Genomic DNA, 21,609 nt, shown 5'->3' with positions numbered 1-21,609 from the left:
ATCGTCGAGCTATGCCGAGCCGTCGGCTTGCCTCCGGTGCTACCAGCCGTCCGCAAAGGATCAAGGAGTTTAGCTCCTAGAACCTGAGCAGCAATGATGCCTGGCCACTGCAAAGAGGTCTTTTTCGCTACGCAAGCTGCTTTACGTACCTCAGAAACTTGTTTAGCCTGAAATCGGGAGGAAGTTCAGGTGCATCGATCACAGGTAAAGGAGACCTGCGTCCTTGGCGCAGGCATGGCTTCAACGGCTTCATTGGATTCGGCGACAGGTGGTTGTCGATGATTGGCACTGCTTCCGACACAGCATCTGGCGACGCGGCGGCTGCAGTTCTTGAGGCCCGCGGCCTCTCGAAGAGTTTTGGTCCCGTCGAGGTCCTGCACAATGTCGGCCTGGCGGTACTGCCGGGCGAGGTGCATGCCATCATTGGCGAGAACGGCGCTGGCAAGTCGACGCTGATGAAGATCCTCGCCGGCAACCACGCTCCCACGCGCGGCGAAATCCGTATCGATGGGCAGCCGGTGCAGTTTTCCGGTCCCGTTGACGCGGAGCATCGCGGCATCGTCCTCGTTCATCAGGAGATCTTGCTCGCTCCTGACCTCACCGTCGCGCAGAACATCTACCTCGGTCGCGAACTGCCGAAGGGCATCTCCGTCGACGACAAGGCCATGAACGAAGGTGCTGCCAATGCGCTTCACGATCTTGGCGCCGATATCGATCCCAAGACGGTGGTTCGCAGCCTCTCGATCGCGCAGCGCCAGCTGGTGCAGATCGCCCGCGTGCTGCTCGTGCCCCACCGGATCGTCATCTTCGACGAGCCGACCGCCTCGCTCACGCCGTTCGAGACGGACGCCCTGCTCAAGGTCATCACCGATATCCGCGCCAAGGGCGTCGGCGTGCTCTACATTTCCCACCGCCTGCCGGAGGTGAAGGAGATCGCCGACCGCGTCACCGTGCTGCGTGACGGGCATGTTGTCGCCAGCCATAACGTCGCGGAACTGGAGCCCGCGGACATGGCGCGCCTGATGGTGGGCCGCGACGTGACCAAGCTTTACCCGGACCGCCATGCCACCGGCCAGGCCCGGGAGACGGTGCTGGAGGTCAAGGACTTCACCGTTCCCGGCTATGCACGCAACGCGAGCTTCGAACTGCGCAAAGGCGAGATCCTTGGCTTTGCCGGTCTTGTCGGCGCCGGTCGCACTGAATTGATGGAAGGCGTAGTGGGGCTGAGGCGCGGCCATGGCTCCGTCCGCCACAACGGCAGTGACGTCACCTTTGCCGATGCACAGGCGAGCCTGAAGGCCGGGATCGCTTATCTGTCCGAAGACCGCAAGGGCAAGGGCCTGCTGCTGCTCAAGGATCTTGCGACGAACCTGACGCTTGCATCGATTGGCAAGTTCCTGCGCGGCGGGCAGATCGATCGCAAAAAGGAGGATGCCGCGCTCAACGAGGCCATCACCGAATTCGACATCCGCACCGGGCGCAAGGATCTTCTGGCGGGCCAGCTGTCGGGTGGCAACCAGCAGAAGCTGCTGATCGCCAAGATGATGTTGCTCGATCCTTCGATCGTCATCATCGACGAACCGACGCGCGGCATCGATATCGGCACTAAGGAACAGATCTATAAGTTTATCGCCCGGCTGGCGGAAGAGGGGCGCTCGATCATCGTCGTTTCATCCGAGATGCCGGAGTTGATCGGCATCTGCGACCGCATCCTTGTCATGCGGTCGGGCGAGATTGTCGGCGGAGTCACGGGGGAACACATGAACGAGAACGAAATCGTGGTGCTTGCCACCGGCGTGAAGACCGGGGAGGCAGCCTGAAGCCATGAGCACTGCTGCAACCGAAACGAAAGCAAAAACGTCGCGCGACTGGGACCTGAGAGCGGTGGCGCCCTTCGTGGCGCTCGCCCTGCTGCTTGTGCTGGGTGCGCTCGCCAACGATAATTTCATCTCCGTCGCCAATCTCTCCAACGTCATCACCCGCAGCGCCTTCATCGCCATCATTGCGCTTGGGGCAACCTATGTCATTTCGTCGGGCGGGCTGGATCTGTCCGTCGGCGCCATGGTCGCTTTCGTGGCCAGCCTGATGATCCTGTTCCTGAATTCCGGGGTAATCGCTGATCCGCTGCTGCTGCTGATCACCGGCATGGTGGTGGCGGTGTTGATCGGCGCCGCCTGCGGCCTGTTCAATGGCCTCATCACTACGGTTGGCCAGATCGAACCTTTCATCGCCACGCTCGGCACCATGGGCATCTATCGCGGTCTTACCACCTGGCTATCGCAGGGCGGTGCGATCACGCTGCGGGACCGCGAGCTTCAATCGCTCTACCGCCCCGTTTACTTCGGCGAGGTCCTGGGCGTCCCGGTGCCGATCATCGTGATCTTCGTCACCGCCGCCATCGCCGCCTTCGTGCTCTACCGCACGCGCTACGGCCGTCACCTGATTGCGGTCGGCTCGAACGAGGATGTCGCCCGCTATTCTGGCATCTCGGTCAAGCGTGTGCGCACCATCGCCTATGTGGTTCAAGGGCTTTGCGTTGCCATTGCCGTTCTGCTCTACGTGCCGCGCCTTGGGTCGACGTCGGCCACCACTGGCATCCTGTGGGAGCTGCAGGCGATCACGGCCGTGGTCGTCGGCGGAACGGCCCTGCGCGGTGGCGTCGGGCGCATCTGGGGTACGCTCTGCGGCGCCTTCATCCTGGAGATCGTCGGCAACATCATGATCCTGTCGAACTTCGTCAGCGAATACCTTATCGGCGCCATCCAGGGTGCCATCATCATCATCGCCATGCTCGTGCAGCGTTCGCTGTCACGACGGTCATGAGAACCGCCCGGGCGTCAAGGGTCGCGCCCGGGCGGACGACAAGACCCGAACTTGGGAGAGAAAAACATGCGTAGAAGAACATTCGGCCTTGCCGTTGCAGCACTTGCGGCGTCGGTTGCCATCGGTCCCAGCCTTGGCTGGGCACAGGAAGAGAAGAAGGTCACCATCGGCGTGTCGATTCCGGCAGCCGACCACGGCTGGACCGCTGGCGTCGTCTACCACGCCGAGCGCGTGGCCAAGCTCCTGATGGAAGAGCACCCGGGCCTCAACGTCATCGTCAAGACGTCGCCGGATCCGGCAACGCAGGCGAATGCCGTGCAGGACCTTGCCGTTCAGGGTATCGATGCGCTGGTGATCCTGCCGACCGACCCAGATCCGCTCGTCAACGCCATCCAGCAGGTCAAGGACGCCGGCACCTTCGTTGCCCTCGTCGACCGGGCCCCGTCCAACAACGATAACGGCGTGCGCGACCTGTATGTTGCCGGCAACAACCCAGCCCTCGGCCGTGTCGCTGGCGAGTACATCGCCAAGACAACGCCTGACGCGAAGGTCGCCGTCATTCGCGGTCTTCCGATCCCGATCGACCAGCAGCGCCAGGACGGCTTTGACCAGGGCATCGAAGGCTCCAATGTCGAGATCCTGGAGCGTCAGTACGGCAACTGGAACCGCGACGACGCGTTCCGCGTGACGCAGGACTACCTGACAAAGTACCCGGAGATCGACGTGATCTGGGCTCAGGACGATGACATGGTCGTCGGCGTTCTGGAAGCGATCGAACAGGCCGGCCGCACGGACATCCAGTATGTCGTCGGCGGGGCCGGTTCCAAGGACATGGTCAAGCGCGTCATGGACGGCGACAAGATGGTGCCGGTCGACGTGCTCTATCCGCCGGCGATGATCGCTACCGCTATGCAGCTGACGGCAGATGGCCTTTATGACCAGGTTCCGGTGAGCGGCGAGTACATCCTTGATGCGACGCTCGTCACCAAGGACAACGCCGAGCAGTTCTACTTCCCCGACTCCCCGTTCTGATCATCGACGAGCGCGCGCGATCCCTCGCGCGCGCTTTTTCATGTCCGCCACACACAGAGACCATCGAAGGAGCAAGCTCATGAAGACGATCAAGGGACCGGCCATCTTTCTCGGCCAGTTCGCGGGCGACGAAGCGCCGTTCAACTCCTGGGACGGGATCACCAAATGGGCGGCGGAGAAGGGCTATATCGGCGTACAGGTGCCGACCTGGGCCGCACAGCTGATCGATCTGAAAAAGGCTGCTGAATCCAAGGACTACTGCGACGAGTTCGCAGGCGTCGCGCGCCAGAACGGCATCGAGGTCACTGAGCTTTCCACCCACCTGCAGGGTCAGCTTGTCGCTGTCCATCCGGCCTATGACGAAGCCTTTGACGGTTTTGCGGCGCCGGAAGTGCGCGGCAATCCGAAGGCGCGCCAGGAATGGGCCGTCGAGCAGGTGAAGATGGCGCTGTCGGCGTCCAAGAACCTCGGCATCAAGGCGCATGCGACCTTCTCCGGCGCGCTTGCCTGGCCCTACATTTACCCCTGGCCGCAGCGTCCAGCTGGCCTCGTTGAGACCGCTTTCGACGAACTGGCGCGCCGCTGGACGCCTATCCTCGACCATGCAGATAGCTGCGGCGTCGATGTCTGCTACGAGATCCATCCCGGCGAGGACCTGCATGACGGCGTCACCTTCGAGATGTTCCTGGAGCGGGTGAAGAACCACAGCCGAGCCAACATGCTCTACGATCCGTCGCACTACGTGCTGCAGTGCCTCGACTACCTGGACAACATCGACATCTACAAGGACCGGATCAAGATGTTCCACGTCAAGGACGCGGAGTTCAATCCGACCGGTCGCCAAGGCGTCTATGGCGGTTATCAAGGCTGGGTGCAGCGTGCCGGCCGCTTCCGTTCGCTGGGCGATGGTCAGGTCGATTTCGGCGCTGTTTTCTCCAAGCTCACCGCCAACGACTTCGACGGCTGGGCGGTCGTGGAGTGGGAATGCGCGCTGAAGAATTCCGAAGACGGCGCGCGTGAAGGCGCCGAGTTCGTCAGGCACCATATTATCCATGTGACGGAAAAGGCCTTCGACGATTTCGCCGCCGGCGGAACGGACGAAGCCGCCAATCGCCGGATGTTGGGACTGTAAGGAGAAATCTCTATGGCTATCGAAGGCAAGGACGAACAGGCGCGCGAGCCGCGCATTCGCCTCGGCATGGTGGGCGGCGGAGCAGGGGCCTTCATCGGCGCCGTCCACCGCATGGCGGCGCGCCTCGACGACCAGTTCGAGCTGGTGGCCGGCGCGCTCTCCTCGACTCCCGAAAAGGCGATGCAGTCGGGCCGCGATCTCGGGCTCGATCCGGCTCGCACCTACGGCTCCTACAAGGAGATGGCGATCCGCGAGGCACGGCTGAAGAACGGCATCGAGGCGGTCTCGATCGTGACACCGAACCACGTCCACTACGAGGCCGCCAAGGAGTTCCTGCGCCGCGGCATCCATGTCATTTGCGACAAGCCCCTGACGTCGAACCTTTCGGATGCCAAGAAGCTGAAGAAGGTGGCGGACGAAAGCGATGCTCTGTTCATCCTGACCCACAACTACACCGGCTATCCGATGGTGCGGCAGGCACGCGAGATGGTCCAGAACGGCGATCTCGGCACGTTGCGCATCGTGCAGGTGGAGTATCCGCAGGACTGGCTGACGGAGGCGGTCGAGCAGACCGGCGCCAAGCAGGCGGTCTGGCGTACGGATCCGGCGCAATCGGGTGCCGGCGGTTCGACCGGCGATATCGGGACCCATGCCTACAACCTTGCCTGCTTCATCACCGGTCTGACGCTGGAAAGCCTTGCGGCCGACCTCGACAGCTTCGTCGAAGGTCGGCGGCTCGATGACAACGCCCATGTCATGATGCGCTTCGAGGGCGGTGCCAAGGGCATGTTGTGGTGCAGCCAGGTGGCGCCGGGCCATGAGAACGGATTGAAGATCCGCGTTTATGGCACAAAGGGTGGCATCGAATGGGTGCAGGCGGACCCGAACTACCTGTGGTTCACGCCCTTCGGTGAGCCGAAGCGTTTGATCACCCGCAATGGCGCTGGCGCCGGTGCTGCGGCTGGCCGCGTCAGCCGTATCCCGTCGGGTCACCCGGAAGGCTATCTCGAGGCCTTCGCGACCATCTACACGGAGGCGGCGCGTGCGATCAACGCCGCCAAGAACGGTGCAAAGGTCGACAAGGACGTTATCTACCCGACCGTCGACGACGGCGTGAAAGGCGTCGCCTTCGTGGAAGCCTGCGTGGCCTCCTCGAAGAAGAACGGCGCCTGGGTGAAGCTGTAGAAATCACAACGGGGGACGTTACCGTCCCCCGTTACCGTGTCTGCAGCGCTTTCGTGAAGTTTCTACAACGTTGCAGTTTGTGCCTATACATCAGCGCCTGCCTTCACTAAACCGCCGCCAATAGCCCAGTGTCTGTTGAGCGACGAGGCTCCCATGACTGATCCCAAGACCCTTGCAGCCCGCTTTCCCGCCGACTTCATCTTCGGCGTTGCCACCGCCTCCTTCCAGATCGAAGGAGCGACGAAGGAGGACGGCCGCAAGCCTTCCATCTGGGACGCCTTCTCCAACATGCCCGGCCGCGTCTATGGCCGTCACAACGGCGATGTCGCCTGCGACCATTATCATCGGCTGGACGAGGATCTCGACCTGATCAAGACGATGGGCGTCTCCGCCTATCGCTTCTCCATCGCCTGGCCGCGGATCATTCCCGAAGGGGTCGGGCGGGTGAACGAGAAGGGCCTCGATTTCTACGACCGGCTGGTCGACGGCTGCAAGGCGCGGGGCATCAAGACCTTCGCGACGCTCTACCACTGGGACCTGCCGCTTGCCTTGATGGGCGATGGAGGCTGGACGGCCCGCTCCACGGCCTATGCCTTCCAGCGCTATGCCAAGGTCGTGATATCTCGGCTCGGCGACCGGCTGGATGCCGTCGCTACGTTCAATGAGCCCTGGTGCTCCGTCTGGCTCAGCCATCTGTACGGCGAACACGCGCCGGGCGAGCGCAACATGGAAGCAGCCCTTCACGCCATGCACTACACCAACCTCGCCCATGGCCTCGGCGTCGAAGCCATCCGCGAGGTCAGCCCGAATGTGCCCGTCGGGCTGGTGCTCAACGCGCATTCCGTCATTGCCGGCTCGGAAAGCGCTGAGGATAGATCCGCCGCCGAGCGAGCCTTCGATTTCCACAACGGTGCCTTCTTCGGTCCCGTGTTCAAGGGAGAATACCCGCCGGCGCTTCTCGAAGCGTTGGGGGACCGCATGCCAAAGATCGAGGAGGGCGATCTCGCGACGATCAGCGGCAAGCTCGATTGGTGGGGCCTCAACTACTACACCCCAATGCGGGTGGCCGATGATGCGGCGCGAAGCGGTGACTTCCCCTGGACGAAGGACGCGCCTCCGAAAAGCGACGAAAAGACCGACATCGGTTGGGAGATCTATGCGCCGGCGCTGAAGCTGCTCGTCGGAGACCTCTACCGCCGCTACGACCTCCCCGAGATGTACATCACCGAGAACGGCGCTGCCTACAACATGGGCGTCGGCGCTGATGGCGAGGTGGATGACCAGCCCCGGCTTGACTACTACGCCAACCACCTTTCGGTATGCGCAGATCTGATCGCTGACGGCTTTCCCCTCCGCGGCTACTTCGCCTGGAGCCTGATGGACAACTTTGAATGGGCAAAGGGCTACCAGATGCGCTTCGGCCTCGTGCACGTCGATTACGAGACGCAGGTGCGCACCATCAAGAAAAGCGGCAAGTGGTATCGGGAACTGGCCTCGGAGTTTCCGCGCGGCAACCACCGACCTCCGCTCAAATAGACGACCTTTTAACCGGTCTCCTGTAGCCTGCACGCCTTGTTCAACGGGGGTTGACGGAATGACCTGTGCAGGTTGCAGAGACGGCGAGGGATTTGAACTTCCTTTTTCCATGGCTTTCCAGCCGATCGTCGACGTGGGAAGCGGAGAGGTATTCGCCTATGAAGCCCTCGTTCGAGGAATCAACGGTGAAGGCGCGGGCACCGTTCTTTCCGCGGTCACTGATGCCAACCGCTATGCCTTCGACCAGCGCTGCCGCCAAAAGGCAATCGAGCTGGCGGCCAGCCTGAGACAGGATTCGCAGGCCGGCCTCTCCATCAACTTCATGCCCAATGCGGTCTACGAGCCGCGGGCCTGCATTCGGGTGACGCTGGCAACCGCATCGCGCGTGGCCTTTCCGCTGAACCGCATCATCTTCGAGTTCACCGAAAGCGAGAAGGTGGACACCAATCATCTGCTCAACATCCTGCGGACCTACAAGGGGATGGGCTTCAGAACCGCGATCGACGACTTTGGCGCGGGTCATTCCGGCCTCAACTTGCTCGCAAAGTTCCAGCCCGACATCGTCAAGCTGGACATGGACCTGATCCGCGGTATCGATACGGAGCACGCCAAGCGGGTCGCAGTGAAGCATACCTTGGCGATGCTGGCGGATCTCGGGGTAACGGCTGTCTGCGAGGGAATCGAAACCGCTCCGGAAATGTCGGTGCTGCGGGACATGGGGGTCACATTGATGCAAGGCTATCTTCTAGGTCGTCCGGCGTTCGAGGCTTTCTCGCCGCCGGTGCTGGACGCCGCAGCATAGATCCATCCAAGATGGGGATATTTTTCCCTGACCGAGCGAATGATGGAAAATTCAGCCTCGGCACCCGCGGTGCTGTAGTGCCATAAGCTTTGCGTGGGGGCCGAAAGCGCATCCCCGCGACGGATTTGATAAGGTGAAAGCAAAGATGCTAGAGGGACGCTCAACCGTCCGAATGTGTATACGGAGCTGATGCATCGGTTCACCCTCGTCTTTGCCGCTGCGGCGGCATTCACCAATAGAGAAGTCCATGAACCACCCTCACAGTCCCTGTGACGCCTCCTCCGGAGGCTCCCGATGAGCCATGCCGCCTCCCAAGGTGCTTCCACGGCCGACAGCATGGTGGCTTTCGAAAATGTCACCAAGCGCTTCGGCGGCAGCAAGGGCCAGCCAGCCTTCACCGCGCTCGACGGCGTCGACCTGACGGTCGTCCGCGGCGGAATCACCGGGATCATCGGCCGCTCGGGCGCTGGCAAGTCGACGCTCATTCGGCTCGTCAACGGTCTGGAGAAGGCAAGTTCCGGTCAGGTCGTTGTCGATGGTATCCACGTTGGCACGCTTGGTGAGTCCGGTCTGCGGGACCTCCGCCGCCAGGTCGGCATGATCTTCCAGCACTTCAACCTCCTGTCGTCGCGCACCGCGTTTGACAACATCGCACTGCCGCTCGAGATCGCCGGGATGGATCGCAAGGCAATCCGCGACCGCATCGGTCCATTGATCGATCTGGTCGGCCTCGGCGACAAGGCTGGTCGCTATCCGGCTGAACTCTCCGGGGGGCAGAAACAACGCATCGGCATCGCCCGTGCGCTTGCCACGGAGCCCAAGCTGCTGCTCTCCGACGAGGCGACATCGGCCCTTGATCCGGAAACGACGCAGTCGATTCTCGAACTTCTGAAGGACATCAACCGCGATCTTGGCCTGACCGTCCTCCTTATTACCCACGAGATGGAGGTAGTGAAGACCATTGCCTCGCAGGTGGCGGTGATCGACAAGGGCAGGATCGTCGAGAACGGCCGGACCTTTGACGTCTTCACGGCCCCGCAGCACGAAACGACGCAATCGCTGCTGTCTGCGGCCATCGGTGCCAAGCTGCCGGAATGGATCCGCTCGGACCTGAAGCCGGTGCCCGCACCGGGGGATCGGGCGCTGGTGCGCCTGGTCTTCTTCGGCGAGACGGCCTTTCAGCCCCTGACAGCCCGCCTCGTTGCCGAGATCGGCTCGGACGTGAACATCCTTGCGGGCGCGATCGACGAGATCGCCGGCGAACCCTTCGGCTCGCTCGTGGTTTCCTATGCAGCCGACCCGCAGACCCTGGAGCGGGCTGCCCGCTTCTATCGCGATACCGGATTAACGACGGAGGTGCTTGGCTATGGCGCCTGACATGCTTTTTTTGCTGCTCTGGAAAGCACTGCTGCAGACGGTGCATATGGTTGCCGTCGCTGGTGTCATTGGCTCGCTGATCGGCCTGCCGATCGGGATCTTCCTTGCCACCAGCGGTCGCGGCGAACTCTTTCCGGCGCCGACCGTCAACAAGATCGTCGGAGCCATCGTCAACGCAACACGCTCTACGCCTTTCATCATCCTCGTCGTGGCCATCATCCCGTTCACGCGGTTGGTGACGGGCACCTCCATCGGAACCGCTGCAGCGATCGTGCCGTTGACGATCGCGACCATTCCCTTCGTCGCGCGGCTGGCGGAATCGGCCATCCGCGAGGTCGACAGGGGCCTGATCGAGGCTGCTCGGGCCATGGGTGCGACGCCGCTGCAGATCGTCTTCAAGGTGCTGCTCGCCGAGGCCAAGCCTGGCCTGACGCTGGCGCTCACCCTGACGCTCGTCAGCCTCGTCGGCTATTCCGCCATGGTCGGTGCCGTCGGCGGCGGCGGGCTGGGCGATCTCGGCATCCGCTACGGCTACCAGCGCTTCATGCCGGAGGTGATGCTGGCCGTCGTCGTCGTGCTGATCGTGCTGGTGCAGGCCGTCCAGAGCAGCGGCGATGCGCTGGCGCGCCGCTTCGACAAGAAAACCCGCAAGAACTAAAACACCAACATCTGAAAGGGAGATATCCATGAAGAAGTTCATCCTGGCGGCTGCCATAGCCGCCTTCGCCGCAGGTTCCGCGGCTGCCGAAACCATCAAGGTCGGCGTCACCCCCGGTCCGCACGCGCAGATCATGGAGAAGGTCAAGGAAGTTGCCGCGACCAAGGGCCTCGACATCGAGATCCTCGAGTTTTCCGACTATGTCGTGCCGAATCAGGCGCTTAACGATGGTGAGCTGAACGCCAACTCGTTCCAGCACCAGCCCTATCTCGACAACCAGGTTGCTGATCGTGGCTTCGACCTCGTCAGCGTTGCCAAGAACGTCAACTTCCCGATGGGCGTCTATTCCAAGAAGGTGAAGAGCCTCGACGAACTGGAAGACGGCGCGACGGTCTCGATCCCCAACGATCCCACCAATGGTGGCCGGGCATTGCTGGTGCTCGCCGACCAGGGACTGATCAAGGTCGATTCGGAAAAGGGCCTGAAGATCGGTCCGGCTGACGTCACCGAGAACCCGAAGAACATCCAGTTCGTCGAACTCGATGCCGCACAGCTGCCGCGCTCGCTCGATGACGTTGCCGCCGCCGTCATCAACACGAACTATGCACTCGAAGCCGGTCTCAACCCGAAGACGGATTCGATCGCCATCGAAGGCGAGAAGGCTCCCTACGTCAACGTCATCGCCGTGCGTTCCGCCGACAAGGACGCGCCGTGGGTGAAGACGCTGGTTGAATCCTACCAGAACGACGAGGTAAAGGCCTTCGTCAACGAAGAGTTCAAGGGCGCCGTCGTCACCGGCTGGTAAGGTCACGATCAGTCTCTCCCTGTCCGCAGGGAGAGGCGTTACCCGCAGTGCAACGCAAAGATCCGGCGCGAAGTCTGCTAGCGAACCGTCTGCCGAACAAGCTCCTGCCTGACGAGGTCGGCAATACGCTTACGGATCTCTTCAAAGAACACCCTTGGTACCATGCCGTAGTGAACGCGGCCGGGATCGCCTGGCAGCGGTCGTAGATGATCTCCCGGCCATCGGAACCTGTTCACTTCGCTCAGCCTCACGTAGTTGACATCGAGGTCAAGGCCGATTTGTCTGGCGACTTCGGGTGGAACCTCTAGTGATAGGTGATGCTCGCCAGGCTCCGGGTAGGAGTGTGTGATTGGGACGACGGTAACACGGCCGGTTCCTTTCGACACGATGACGATCGCGCAGGGCCTGTCCTTCTCTCCTTCGGACAGACCCTTCAGCCTGTCCTCATACCAGAGGTAGTTGTAGCGTACCACGAGACCCGGAACAGGCTCCGGAAGGTTCACTTGCCAATCACGCCATATTCGGAAGATCCAAGCTCCGCCAGCATCTCCTCGTCGAAGTCAGCGATGCGGATGACCTCGCGCTCCTTCTCCTTAAGACGTTGATAGTGCGCAAGCTCCTTCGCACCTAGATACCCGCCGATCACGCGGCCATGAGAGGTGACTTCGATGACTTCTGCCGACAGCGCTTCGTCTCGATATTTCCCGAAGCTTCGGGTAAACTCGGTTGCGGTGACGCGACGTGCCTGTGCCATATGGCCTCCTGCTCTTTGCGTAAATTACGCAAAATGCGGAAGTTGGTAAAGGGCGAAATGCTTCCGAGAATAGGCGGGCCTTCCAAAATCCTTCTGATTAGCTGCCGATGTGCTTTAGGCCACGCTTCTTCGCCAGTGCGATCTGCTGCTGGCGCTGGCGGTAGCGATCGCGATCCGCTTCAGTCCGCGTGTCGTAACAGTGGCTGCAGGAAACGCCTTCCTCATAGTAGGGCGAGGTGACCTCTTCGGCGGTGATCGGGTTGCGGCAGGCGTGGCAAAGCTTGTGATTGCCTTCCTTCAGGCCGTGCTCGACCGACACGCGCTCGTCGAAGACGAAGCAGGCGCCCTCCCAGAGGCTCTCCTCCGCCGGCACTTCCTCCAGGTATTTTAGGATGCCGCCCTTGAGGTGGTAGACCTCGTCAAAGCCCTGCTCCTTCATGAAGGCGGTCGCCTTCTCGCAGCGGATTCCGCCGGTGCAATACATGGCGATCTTCGGCTTATTGTGCAGGCCGGTGTTGTTCTTCACCCAGTCAGGAAATTCACGGAAGGTCTTCGTCTTCGGGTCGACCGCGCCCTTGAAGATGCCGATCGCCGTCTCGTAGTCGTTGCGGGTGTCGATGACGATAGTCTCCGGATCGGAGATCAGGGCGTTCCAGTCCTTCGGGTCCACATAGGTGCCGACGATCTTGTTGGGGTCGATGTCCTCGACACCCATCGTCACGATTTCCTTCTTCAGCCGCACCTTCATGCGCAGGAACGGCATCTTGGATGCGCGGCTTTCCTTGTGCTCCAGCGCCGCAAATTCCGGCTGTGCCCGCAGATGCGCCAGCACCGCAGCGATCCCCGCGTCAGAACCGGCGATCGTGCCGTTGATGCCTTCATGCGCAAGCAGCAGCGTGCCCTTTACGCCGTTTGCCTCGCAGAGCGCCTGCAGCGGCTCGCGGAACTCGGCAAAGCGCGGGAAGCTGGCGAAGTGGTAGAGCGCCGCCACGCAAGTGGAGCCGGACTGGTTCGGCGTCTGAAGTACAGGGTTTTCGGTCATGGCGGGGAAATACTACCAGACGCGATACCGCGCAACGCGCTTTCTGTCGCTGGTGTGTGCAATACTCACTTGCGCGAAGCCGCTTCCTTCCAGAGCAGTGCGATCCGTGCCGCTTCGGTGTCTGCATCATCGGCAAAGACGAGCTTCGCCTGCTCAAGCGCTTCCCGTCGCAGCTCCTGCTGGTGGGTGATGATCGCGCCGATGACGCGAGCGAGCGTCTCGCTGTCGCCAAAGAGGTCGGGATTTTCGTTCACGACCTGCGTCAGCACTGAAAGATCGTGCTCGTGGCCAAGCAGGTCCACAAGTGCCTTCGCCTCGCGCTGCTTGGCCCGCATCGCCGAGGACCAGAGATCGGAGAGCAGCGCCAGGTGCATCCAGTAGGTCTGGCCGACCTTGCGCAGGTCGTGGAAATGCTCGGCATCGCCACCTTCCCCGCAGACGACCAGGTCCGCCGCCGCCCGCGACAGCTGCTTGCGCCACGCTTTGGCGAGACGGCTGGCGGTGCGGCGCGGGCTGTCGTCCAGGTGGAGCTCCTGCAAGGCGCCGATCGCCTCATGGCAGGATTGCACCGCAGCCGCCATCTTGGCAGGAAGATCGCTTTCCTCATGGGCGATGCGATCGCGCCGCTCGATCAGCGCCTTGGACGCGAATTCCAGCGCCGCCGATTCTTCCGGGGAACCAGCCTGGGCAGCGAGATAATCCACCGTCTCCACCAACGCCGTCGCGTCACGCACCACAGACAGCGTCTTCGCCGTATCACGAACGCGCGCGTTCTCCCGCGCCCTGAACTCCTTGGCGTCCGACTGGATCAGACGGTACAGGGCACGCACCCGCTTGAACTTCTTGCGCGCGTCGTGAACCGCCTCGTGCGGTCCCTCCGGCTGGTCTTCCAAAAAGTGTATGGCCTGCCGGAGCTGATGCTCGGCGACGGACCGAAACTCTTGCGTGAACGGCCGGTCAGGCCGGATGCGAAACGCCATCACAAAGCTCCGCGCTCAAATCTTCGGTCGCCATCACCTGGTTGGAATAGCGCCGGTCTCCCGTCACTTCCGTTCCAAGCCAGGGCGGCAAAGGGGGATCCTGATCCTCGTCCTCCATCTCCACCTCGGCCACAACCAGACCCTCATAGGTGCCGGCATAGACATCCACTTCCCAGGTAAAGCCCTCGTGCTCGACCTCGTGACGGGTCTTTTCCAGCACGATGCCGAGGGCGCTGGTCACCAGCTCCTTGGCATCGGCGACGGGGATGGAGTACTCAAACTCGTCGCGGCTGATCAACTGGCGGCCGATCTTCAGCGTCAGGGTCGCGCGCTCGTCATCCATGATACGGATACGCAGCGAGCGATCGTCCATTGTGACGATATAGGCCTGGACGAAATCGGAAGAGGACGTGGCTTCGGGTCGCCAGCCGTCATCCTTCACCAGAAACTTCCGTTCGATTTCCTTGGCCATGATTATTCCACCCGTCCCTGTCGAGAGCCTACGGCAACGGCAGTCTCCCGCAAAGGTTCCGGAATGCCACAGGCTTCATTTTTCCTCGACAATCCAAGGCGAGGGGGCTATTTCCACATCACTTCAATCGTTTGAAAAACGGGAGCGTCCCATGGCTGGCAAGACTGAAAACCTTCTCGCGATCCTTCGGGCGCAGCCGGTGGTGCCGGTGCTGATTGTGGAAGACGCGAAGTCTGCCGTACCGCTGGCGCGGGCGCTCGTGGAAGGCGGCCTGAAGGCGATCGAGATCACCATGCGCACACCCGCTGCCCTCGATGCGGTGAAGGCAGTGGCAGCCGAGGTCGAAGGCGCCAATGTCGGTGCCGGCACCATCCTCAGCGCAAAGGACTTCGATGCGGCGGTGGCAGCAGGATCCACCTTCATCGTCAGCCCCGGCGCGACACGCGGCATTCTGGAAGCTGCGAAGAACTCGAGCGTGCCGCTCCTTCCCGGTGCTGCAACGGCAAGCGAAGTGATGGCGCTGCGCGAGGAAGGGCTTGAAGTGCTCAAGTTCTTCCCGGCGGAACAGGCTGGCGGTGCTGCCCACCTCAAATCGCTCTCGTCGCCGCTTGCCGGCACGCTGTTCTGCCCGACCGGCGGCATTTCGCTGAAGAACGCCAAGGACTACCTGTCGCTGCCGAACGTCGTGTGCGTCGGCGGCTCCTGGGTGGCGCCGAAGGAGATGGTGGCAGCAGGCGATTGGGCCGGCATCACCAAGCTTGCCCGCGAGGCGGCAGCGCTGAAGGGATGACATCCTGGTGAACGGCCTGCGCCGTCCGATAACCTTTGTATTCCGCCGCAGGCTTCCTATCTCCTGGTTTGATTTCATCAACGGGAGAGCACGATGTTCGACGCCAAGAAGCTTCTAGACCAGTTCCTCGGGCCGCAGATGGGCGGCAAGGCCGGAGGCATGCTTGGCTCCAGCGGAATGCTGGGCAAGGCTGGCCAGCTCGGCGATATGGCGAAGAACAACCCGCTGAAGTCTGCAGGCATCGCGGCGGCCCTGCTCGGCACGAAGACAGGGCGCAAGCTCGTCGGCAACGTCGCGACGGTCGGTGGCATCGCCGCCATCGCAGGTCTTGGCTACATGGCCTACAAGAACTACCAGTCCGGCCAGTCGCCGCAGACGGTGGCGCAGAAGGAGCCGGAGATCCTGCCGCCACCCAGCAATTCGGGCTTCGACCTCGCATCGCCGACGCTCAGCAACGATTTTGCTTTGACGCTCGTGCGCGCGATGATTGCCGCCGCCAAGGCGGATGGGCATATCGACGCCAACGAGCGCGCCAACATCATGGACAAGGTGCATGCGGTTGATCTCGGATCGGAAGCGGAGGCGTTCATTGCCAACGAGCTCGCCAATCCGGTCGATATCGACGATCTCGTTGCCGCGGCGCGGACGGAAGAGCAGAAGGTCGAGCTTTATACCGCCACCCGCATCACCATCGATCCGGACACGCGCGCGGAGCGGGGCTATCTCGACCTGCTCGCCGGCCGCCTCGGTCTCCCCGATGCCCTGATCGACCACATCGACGCAACGGTCTCCGCGGCAAAAGTGCAGGCGTGAAGAGAACACGGCCAGTTGCCTTTGCCGGGCGGCTGGCCTAAGCCTCGGCTCGACTGCTAGAGGCTGACCGATGCGCGATCTCAAGAACTACAAGGTACCGGCACCTGCTCCTGTCACGCTGACGGGGCGCTATGTGACGCTGGAGCCTTACGACCGCGCCAAGCATCTGGAGCCGCTGTGGCAGGCGCTCGGCGGTGCGGCTGCGGTCAATGAGCTGCTTCGCTATTTCCCTCAGGACGCATTTTCCGAAGCCGGGCCGTTCGGAGACTGGCTCGAGGCCGCCGGACGCGATTTCGGCTGGGTGACTCTCGTCTTCCGCGAGAATGAGAGCGGCAAGATCGTCGGGATGGCGAGCTACATGCGGCCGGACCCGAAGAATGGCGTGGTCGAGGTGGGGTCGGTGGCCCACGGTCCCGACATCCAGCGCTCGCCGCTGACGACCGAGGTGCACTACCTCATGGCCCGGCACGTCTTCGAAGACCTGGGCTACCGTCGCTACGAGTGGAAGTGCCACAACGAGAACGAGCCGAGCAAACGGTCTGCCGTCCGCTACGGCTTCACCTTCGAAGGCGTCTTTCGCCAGCACATGATCTCCAAAGGTGCCAACCGCGATACGGCATGGTTCTCGATGATCGATGGTGAATGGCCGGTGCTGGAACAGGCGTTCGAGGCCTGGCTCGCGCCGGAGAATTTTGACGAACAGGGCCGGCAGCGCCGGCGGCTGGAGGATATCCGTGCAGAGATCAATCAGGGAGCAGCAGCATGAGCGGTGACAGCAGGCGAGGCCCGATCATGGCGGCAGGGCTCATCCTTCTCGGTTTCCTCGCGCTGTTCTTCGTGATGCCACCGATCATGCTGTGGCTGGCGGAGCGCTTTTCGCCCTATGCCGCAGCTGTGTTCGCAGTCCTGGCCGTCCTGTCCTTCTTCCTGATCTTCTGGCTGCGGGCGCGACACCAGCGCAAGCGCGACGGCCAGCGCTGATCCGTCAGGCTTGAAGTGAGGCGCCCAGCAGGGACAGGCCAATCAGCAGGATGAACAATGCTCCGCCGATTTCGAAAGCCGAGGTGACACGGCGGCCGGTCGTCGTGCCGGGGCCGGCGAAACGCAAGGCGACGTCCTTGGCGGTGACGGCGAGGATCGCCAGGAGCGAGACCGTGATGGCGGTGCCGAGCGACATCGCCAGCACCGATAGCATGCCGCCGAGATAGAGGCCGTTCAGCAGCGAGAAGCTCATCACCAGAATGGCGCCGGAGCAGGGGCGCAGGCCCACCGCGACGATTGCCGACCAGCCTTCCTTCGCACGGAAGCGGCTGCCGCCGAGAAGGCGGGGATCCGGTGCATGGCTCACACCGCAGGTCTCGCAATAGTCGCCGCTGCCAGAATGCTCGTGGTCCGTCACCTCGACGGCCTGAAATCGCGAAGTAGTGGGTGCGGCTGAAGCAGCGCTCAGCGTTCGAGGTGAGGGTAGGGGTGCTGCGGCTGCGGACAGGATGCTGGGGTGCGCGCGAAGTGAGATCACCTTGCGCACCAGGAGCCACGCACCGAACAGGGCAATCAGCGCGAAGCTTGCCACCTCCATTGCCCAGGTTGCAGCCGTCATCGTGATGCCGCTGCCGCGCAGGAGGTAGAAGGCCATGCCGACGAGCAGGATCGCCGTCACACCCTGCAGCAGGGCGGACACGAAGGAGATGACGACGCCGCGCCGCAACTCCACCTCATTAGCGATCATGTAAGACGATATCACAGCCTTGCCGTGGCCGGGTCCGGCAGCGTGGAAGATGCCGTATGCAAAGGAGAGCGCCACCAGGCCGGACAAGGCGTAGGGATCCTCGCGCATCGCCTTCAAGGCGGTCGTCAAGGACCGATAGAAAGCCTGCTGGTGGCTGTTGATCCAGGCAAAGAAGCTGCCGAGCGGGCCGCCGACGTCGAAGGCGGGTTCCGCTGCGCCCACGCCGAACGGCGATTGTGCATGGGCAGCCGCGGCGAATGCGACGGCGAACACGAGGACCAGGAAGGCGACGACTTTCGCCTGCATCAGCAGGTTAGCTCCAGGCGGGTGGCAAACAGTTTCGTCATGTCCGTGCCGGACGGGTCATTGAAAAAGGCCTCCGTCAGGGTTGCGTTGTTTTCGGCAATGATCTGGTCTGGGTCCGGGCGCACCACCTCTCGCTTGCAGGCTGCGACTGTCTTGCCCTGCGCCACCAGGTCTTCGTCCGTCGGGAAGTCTATCGCCGTGTACATCGACGGGTCATAGATCCCGAAGGTCAGCTTGCCCTTCAGGGGCAGCGTCTTCTCCGGCTTCACCGCAAAGAAGATCATAACCTGGTTCTGATCGAAGGAAACGTGAATGGCATCCGGCTTCTGAACATTCTCGGGCTTCCCATCCACGCTGAGCGTCGTGAAATAGTCGAAATCGGCAAGCGACGCCCGCATGACCTCTCCCAGTTCGGCCAGTTCCTTCTCGTCCAGCTTCAGGTCGGTATTCGTATCGAAATCAAGGAGGACGCTGGAGGAAAACATCTCGTCGAACCGCCAGACATTTCGCAACTCCTGAACATTGCCCTCATCGTCGGCGATGACCTCCAGCCGCGCCTCGGCGAAGATGTGCGGGTGAGCAAGCGCAAGGCTCGGCGTCAGGGCCACGAGGGCGGTCAACAGGGGTAGGGCATGCTTCATTTAGTGGCCGCGGCTCTCATTGCACTCATCCTGCGCGTTCTGCTGGCAAAATGGGTCGGAATTTCGGCTTCACGTCAATGCCGTCGACGGAACCATACCACGAGATAATCCACAAAGCTGCGGACCTTGGCGGGGAGGTAGCGTCGGTGCGGGTAGACGGCATAGATGCCTCGGTCTTTGGCAATGAAGTCGTCCAGCAGTGTCACGAGGTCGCCCGAGTGGATTGACGGACCGGCGATGAAGTCGGGGATGATGGCGACGCCCAAACCGGCCTTGGCGGCGCGCAACGTGGCTTGTGGACTGTTCACCTCGAGGGGCCCGCTCACGGAAACGGAAATAGTCGTACCCTCGGGGCTCGAAAACCGGACGTTGTTGTGCCAGCGGGAGTTGGTGTCGATGATGAACGGGATGCGTGAAAGATCCTGCGGCGTCTCGATCGGTCCATGACGGGCGACGAAATCCGGGGATGCGCAGGCATAGACGCGAAAATCAGAAACCTTGCGGGCAATCAGGCCGGAATCCTCAAGCTTCGTGATGCGGATGGCCAGATCGAAGTTTTCCTCGATCAGGTCGACAAAGCGGTCTTCGGCGACGATTTCCAGCGAAACGTCGGGATGATCCTTGGCGAAGTCGATAAGTGACTGACCGACCTCGGCGTCCATGAAAGTGCGTGGTACCGAGACCTTCAATCGACCCTTGGGGTCGGAATTGTTCTCCCGGACCAGGTCGGAAAGATTGTCGATCTCCTTCAGGATATCGGCGGCGGTGCGATAGTAGGTATGGCCGGCCTCCGTCATTGAGAACTGGCGGGTCGTGCGGTTGAGCAGCAAGGCGCCCAGATCGTCTTCCAGTTCCTTGACATACTTGGAAAGCAGGGCCTTGGAGCGGCCGGTGCGACGTGCGGCAGCCGAGAAACCTTCGGCCTCCACCACGTCGATAAAGGCGCGCATGCGCGTCAATGTATCCAAAGTTATCGTCCCTTCCTAAGCCCCGTCGCCTAGTTGGGAGTTCCCCTGTTCCGGCGCAATGTGAAATTTATGAGATGGGCTAAAAAATCTCTTGATTGTGAAGGCGAATATTCTTATCTCCCGTGCTGCCCAAAGTCGCACGTGCCTGTGGGTGTCCGCCGACCCTCGAATTGAGATCCGTCTCTAAGGTGAGGTCATCGGTAAGGTACCTGGAACTAACCCCTCCAGTCGCTATTCCGGCCAACCGGGAAATGCGAGGACATCTTGAAGCAACGACGGTGCGGGCCTTTCTGGTCTCTGTAGGCTTTCCATCAGCCTGCAATACTGAAGAGGCACACCATCATTGCCGGAAGTGCGGTTGGGTTATCCCCCTCCAATCCATGGCAGACAAAGCCGGATCTTTGCTCTTGGCAGGGCGCTGATCTAAACCACGCGCGTATGAGCGTATTGCGGTACCGGGTCTCCACCGGCTGGTGCCTATGCGTACTCTCACCCGCCCTTTGTCCTCCGGTTCGCCGGAGCCACGATCATGAGGGACTGCAAGATGACCACCGCTCGTATTCTCGACTTCATCAAGACCCGACGTCCCGATGGCCCTTGCCTCGTCGTCGACCTCGATGTCGTGCGCGACAATTTTCATGCTTTCCGTCACGCCCTGCCGGACAGCGCGATCTACTATGCCGTCAAGGCAAACCCGGCTCCGGAGATCCTGAAGCTGCTGGCGTCCCTCGGCTCGAACTTCGACTGCGCATCGGTTGCCGAAATCCAGATGGCGCTCGATGCCGGCGCGTCGCCGGAGCGGATCTCCTACGGCAACACGATCAAGAAGGAGCGTGACATTGCCCGTGCGCACGCGCTCGGCATCGCACTCTTCGCCGTCGACAGCCATGAGGAAGTCGAGAAGATTTCCCGTGCCGCTCCCGGCGCCCGCGTGTTCTGCCGCGTCCTGACGGATGGCGAAGGTGCCGAATGGCCGCTCAGCCGCAAGTTTGGCTGCGTGCCGCAGATGGCCGTCGACGTGCTCGTCTATGCACACCAGCTCGGCCTTCAATCCTACGGCGTGTCGTTCCACGTCGGCTCGCAGATGACCAAAGTCGATGCTTGGGACTCGGCGCTCGCCGATGCCAAGCGCGTCTTCGCACAGCTGGCCAAGCAGGGCATCCACCTGCAGATGGTCAACATGGGCGGCGGCTTCCCGACCAAGTACCTGCGCGACATCCCGTCGGCGGAAGCCTACGGTCAGGCTATCTTCGCGGCACTTCGTGCGCACTTCGGCAACAACCTGCCGAAGACGATCATTGAGCCGGGCCGCGGCATGGTCGGCAATGCGGGTGTGATCAAGGCGGAAGTCGTCCTCGTGTCGAAGAAGTCCGACAACGACAACCACCGCTGGGTCTATCTCGACATCGGCAAGTTCGGCGGTCTCGCCGAGACCATGGACGAGGCCATCCGCTATCCGATCCGCACCGAGCGCGATGCGGACGAGATGGAGCCCTGCGTGCTCGCCGGCCCTACCTGCGATTCGGCCGACGTCATGTATGAGAAGAACATGTACCCGCTGCCCGTGTCGCTCACGATCGGCGATGAGGTTCTGATCGAAGGTACCGGCGCCTACACGACGACCTATTCGGCGGTTGCCTTCAACGGCTTCGACCCGCTGAAGAGCTACGTCATCTGATCCGATCCGCGGTTCCCGTTCCTCCAGGCGGGAACCGCACCTTCACAATTCTCTTTCACCGCCGCTGATAACGGTATTGGGTACGG

Annotated in this window: 23 protein-coding genes; 15 read left to right on the top strand and 8 right to left on the bottom strand. The window is 61.9% G+C overall.

What is annotated here, in order from left to right; all coding sequences use genetic code 11:
• Nucleotides 1–278 precede the first annotated feature (278 nt).
• The 10 genes from LXM96_RS03270 (at nucleotide 279) to LXM96_RS03225 (ending at nucleotide 11,350) form a co-directional block, all read left to right on the top strand.
• Nucleotides 279–1,820 carry a sugar ABC transporter ATP-binding protein gene (locus tag LXM96_RS03270; protein ID WP_239996910.1) on the top strand — a complete coding sequence of 514 codons (1,542 nt, stop codon included), beginning with the start codon at nucleotides 279–281 and terminating at the stop codon, nucleotides 1,818–1,820.
• A 4-nt stretch (nucleotides 1,821–1,824) separates the two neighbouring features.
• Complete coding sequence (locus LXM96_RS03265; RefSeq protein WP_239996909.1) at nucleotides 1,825–2,823, top strand: ABC transporter permease; 999 nt, start codon at nucleotides 1,825–1,827, stop codon at nucleotides 2,821–2,823.
• Nucleotides 2,824–2,889: 66 nt separating this feature from the next.
• Nucleotides 2,890–3,855 (top strand): substrate-binding domain-containing protein, encoded by a 966-nt coding sequence (locus LXM96_RS03260; protein ID WP_239996908.1) that lies wholly within the window; start codon nucleotides 2,890–2,892, stop codon nucleotides 3,853–3,855.
• A 79-nt stretch (nucleotides 3,856–3,934) separates the two neighbouring features.
• Nucleotides 3,935–4,987: a sugar phosphate isomerase/epimerase family protein gene (locus LXM96_RS03255; RefSeq protein WP_239996907.1), complete on the top strand. Its 1,053-nt coding sequence runs from the start codon at nucleotides 3,935–3,937 to the stop codon at nucleotides 4,985–4,987.
• Between the two features lie 12 nt (nucleotides 4,988–4,999).
• The gene (locus LXM96_RS03250) at nucleotides 5,000–6,172 is read left to right on the top strand and encodes a Gfo/Idh/MocA family protein (protein ID WP_239996906.1); all 1,173 of its coding nucleotides are present in this window, start codon (nucleotides 5,000–5,002) and stop codon (nucleotides 6,170–6,172) included.
• A gap of 153 nt (nucleotides 6,173–6,325) precedes the next feature.
• Nucleotides 6,326–7,708 carry a GH1 family beta-glucosidase gene (locus LXM96_RS03245; protein WP_239996905.1) on the top strand — a complete coding sequence of 461 codons (1,383 nt, stop codon included), beginning with the start codon at nucleotides 6,326–6,328 and terminating at the stop codon, nucleotides 7,706–7,708.
• A 58-nt stretch (nucleotides 7,709–7,766) separates the two neighbouring features.
• Nucleotides 7,767–8,510, top strand: a complete 744-nt coding sequence (locus LXM96_RS03240) for an EAL domain-containing protein (RefSeq protein WP_239996904.1) — start codon at nucleotides 7,767–7,769, stop codon at nucleotides 8,508–8,510.
• Between the two features lie 336 nt (nucleotides 8,511–8,846).
• Nucleotides 8,847–9,887, top strand: a complete 1,041-nt coding sequence (locus LXM96_RS03235) for a methionine ABC transporter ATP-binding protein (RefSeq protein WP_239997197.1) — start codon at nucleotides 8,847–8,849, stop codon at nucleotides 9,885–9,887.
• Entirely contained in the window at nucleotides 9,877–10,545 is a 669-nt protein-coding gene (locus LXM96_RS03230; protein ID WP_239996903.1) for a methionine ABC transporter permease, read from the top strand. Before LXM96_RS03235 ends, LXM96_RS03230 begins: the two co-directional genes overlap by 11 nt.
• A 28-nt stretch (nucleotides 10,546–10,573) precedes the next feature.
• On the top strand, nucleotides 10,574–11,350 hold the full coding sequence (locus LXM96_RS03225) for a MetQ/NlpA family ABC transporter substrate-binding protein (protein ID WP_239996902.1): 777 nt from the start codon (nucleotides 10,574–10,576) through the stop codon (nucleotides 11,348–11,350).
• A gap of 77 nt (nucleotides 11,351–11,427) precedes the next feature.
• Here LXM96_RS03225 and LXM96_RS03220 read toward each other — a convergent pair whose 3' ends face one another.
• The 5 genes from LXM96_RS03220 to LXM96_RS03200 form a co-directional block, all read right to left on the bottom strand.
• Nucleotides 11,428–11,853, bottom strand: coding sequence for a hypothetical protein (locus LXM96_RS03220; protein WP_239996901.1), 426 nt, complete (start codon nucleotides 11,851–11,853; stop codon nucleotides 11,428–11,430).
• Complete coding sequence (locus tag LXM96_RS03215) at nucleotides 11,850–12,104, bottom strand: type II toxin-antitoxin system Phd/YefM family antitoxin (RefSeq protein WP_239996900.1); 255 nt, start codon at nucleotides 12,102–12,104, stop codon at nucleotides 11,850–11,852. Before LXM96_RS03215 ends, LXM96_RS03220 begins: the two co-directional genes overlap by 4 nt.
• 97 nt (nucleotides 12,105–12,201) lie before the next feature.
• Complete coding sequence (gene trhO / locus LXM96_RS03210; protein WP_239996899.1) at nucleotides 12,202–13,146, bottom strand: oxygen-dependent tRNA uridine(34) hydroxylase TrhO; 945 nt, start codon at nucleotides 13,144–13,146, stop codon at nucleotides 12,202–12,204.
• 65 nt (nucleotides 13,147–13,211) lie between these two features.
• Nucleotides 13,212–14,126 (bottom strand): CHAD domain-containing protein, encoded by a 915-nt coding sequence (locus LXM96_RS03205; RefSeq protein ID WP_239996898.1) that lies wholly within the window; start codon nucleotides 14,124–14,126, stop codon nucleotides 13,212–13,214.
• A complete protein-coding gene (locus LXM96_RS03200; protein ID WP_239996897.1) occupies nucleotides 14,104–14,598 on the bottom strand; it encodes a CYTH domain-containing protein in 495 nt (164 codons plus the stop codon). The genes LXM96_RS03205 and LXM96_RS03200 overlap by 23 nt, the downstream gene beginning before the upstream one ends.
• A 151-nt stretch (nucleotides 14,599–14,749) precedes the next feature.
• Here LXM96_RS03200 and LXM96_RS03195 point away from each other — a divergent pair, with 151 nt between their 5' ends.
• The 4 genes from LXM96_RS03195 (at nucleotide 14,750) to LXM96_RS03180 (ending at nucleotide 17,182) form a co-directional block, all read left to right on the top strand.
• Nucleotides 14,750–15,388, top strand: a complete 639-nt coding sequence (locus LXM96_RS03195; RefSeq protein ID WP_239996896.1) for a 2-dehydro-3-deoxy-phosphogluconate aldolase — start codon at nucleotides 14,750–14,752, stop codon at nucleotides 15,386–15,388.
• A gap of 93 nt (nucleotides 15,389–15,481) precedes the next feature.
• Nucleotides 15,482–16,201, top strand: coding sequence for a tellurite resistance TerB family protein (locus LXM96_RS03190; protein WP_239996895.1), 720 nt, complete (start codon nucleotides 15,482–15,484; stop codon nucleotides 16,199–16,201).
• A gap of 70 nt (nucleotides 16,202–16,271) precedes the next feature.
• Entirely contained in the window at nucleotides 16,272–16,967 is a 696-nt protein-coding gene (locus LXM96_RS03185) for a GNAT family N-acetyltransferase (protein WP_239996894.1), read from the top strand.
• Nucleotides 16,964–17,182, top strand: coding sequence for a hypothetical protein (locus tag LXM96_RS03180; RefSeq protein WP_239996893.1), 219 nt, complete (start codon nucleotides 16,964–16,966; stop codon nucleotides 17,180–17,182). The genes LXM96_RS03185 and LXM96_RS03180 overlap by 4 nt, the downstream gene beginning before the upstream one ends.
• A 4-nt stretch (nucleotides 17,183–17,186) precedes the next feature.
• Here the strand turns inward: LXM96_RS03180 and LXM96_RS03175 are convergent, their stop codons facing one another.
• From LXM96_RS03175 to LXM96_RS03165, 3 genes are all read right to left on the bottom strand, one after another.
• Nucleotides 17,187–18,236 (bottom strand): nickel/cobalt transporter, encoded by a 1,050-nt coding sequence (locus LXM96_RS03175; RefSeq protein WP_239996892.1) that lies wholly within the window; start codon nucleotides 18,234–18,236, stop codon nucleotides 17,187–17,189.
• Nucleotides 18,236–18,877, bottom strand: a complete 642-nt coding sequence (locus LXM96_RS03170; RefSeq protein ID WP_239996891.1) for a DUF1007 family protein — start codon at nucleotides 18,875–18,877, stop codon at nucleotides 18,236–18,238. Before LXM96_RS03170 ends, LXM96_RS03175 begins: the two co-directional genes overlap by 1 nt.
• A 74-nt stretch (nucleotides 18,878–18,951) precedes the next feature.
• Nucleotides 18,952–19,845 carry a LysR family transcriptional regulator gene (locus tag LXM96_RS03165; protein ID WP_239996890.1) on the bottom strand — a complete coding sequence of 298 codons (894 nt, stop codon included), beginning with the start codon at nucleotides 19,843–19,845 and terminating at the stop codon, nucleotides 18,952–18,954.
• A 544-nt stretch (nucleotides 19,846–20,389) separates the two neighbouring features.
• Here LXM96_RS03165 and odc2 point away from each other — a divergent pair.
• Nucleotides 20,390–21,523, top strand: a complete 1,134-nt coding sequence (gene odc2, locus LXM96_RS03160; RefSeq protein ID WP_239997196.1) for an ornithine/lysine decarboxylase — start codon at nucleotides 20,390–20,392, stop codon at nucleotides 21,521–21,523.
• Nucleotides 21,524–21,609 lie beyond the last annotated feature (86 nt).

This window comes from Rhizobium halophilum, assembly GCF_021648825.1.
In the GTDB taxonomy this organism is placed as follows: Bacteria; Pseudomonadota; Alphaproteobacteria; order Rhizobiales; family Rhizobiaceae; genus Neorhizobium; species Neorhizobium halophilum.
This window is presented reverse-complemented; position numbering and strand designations above follow the sequence as displayed.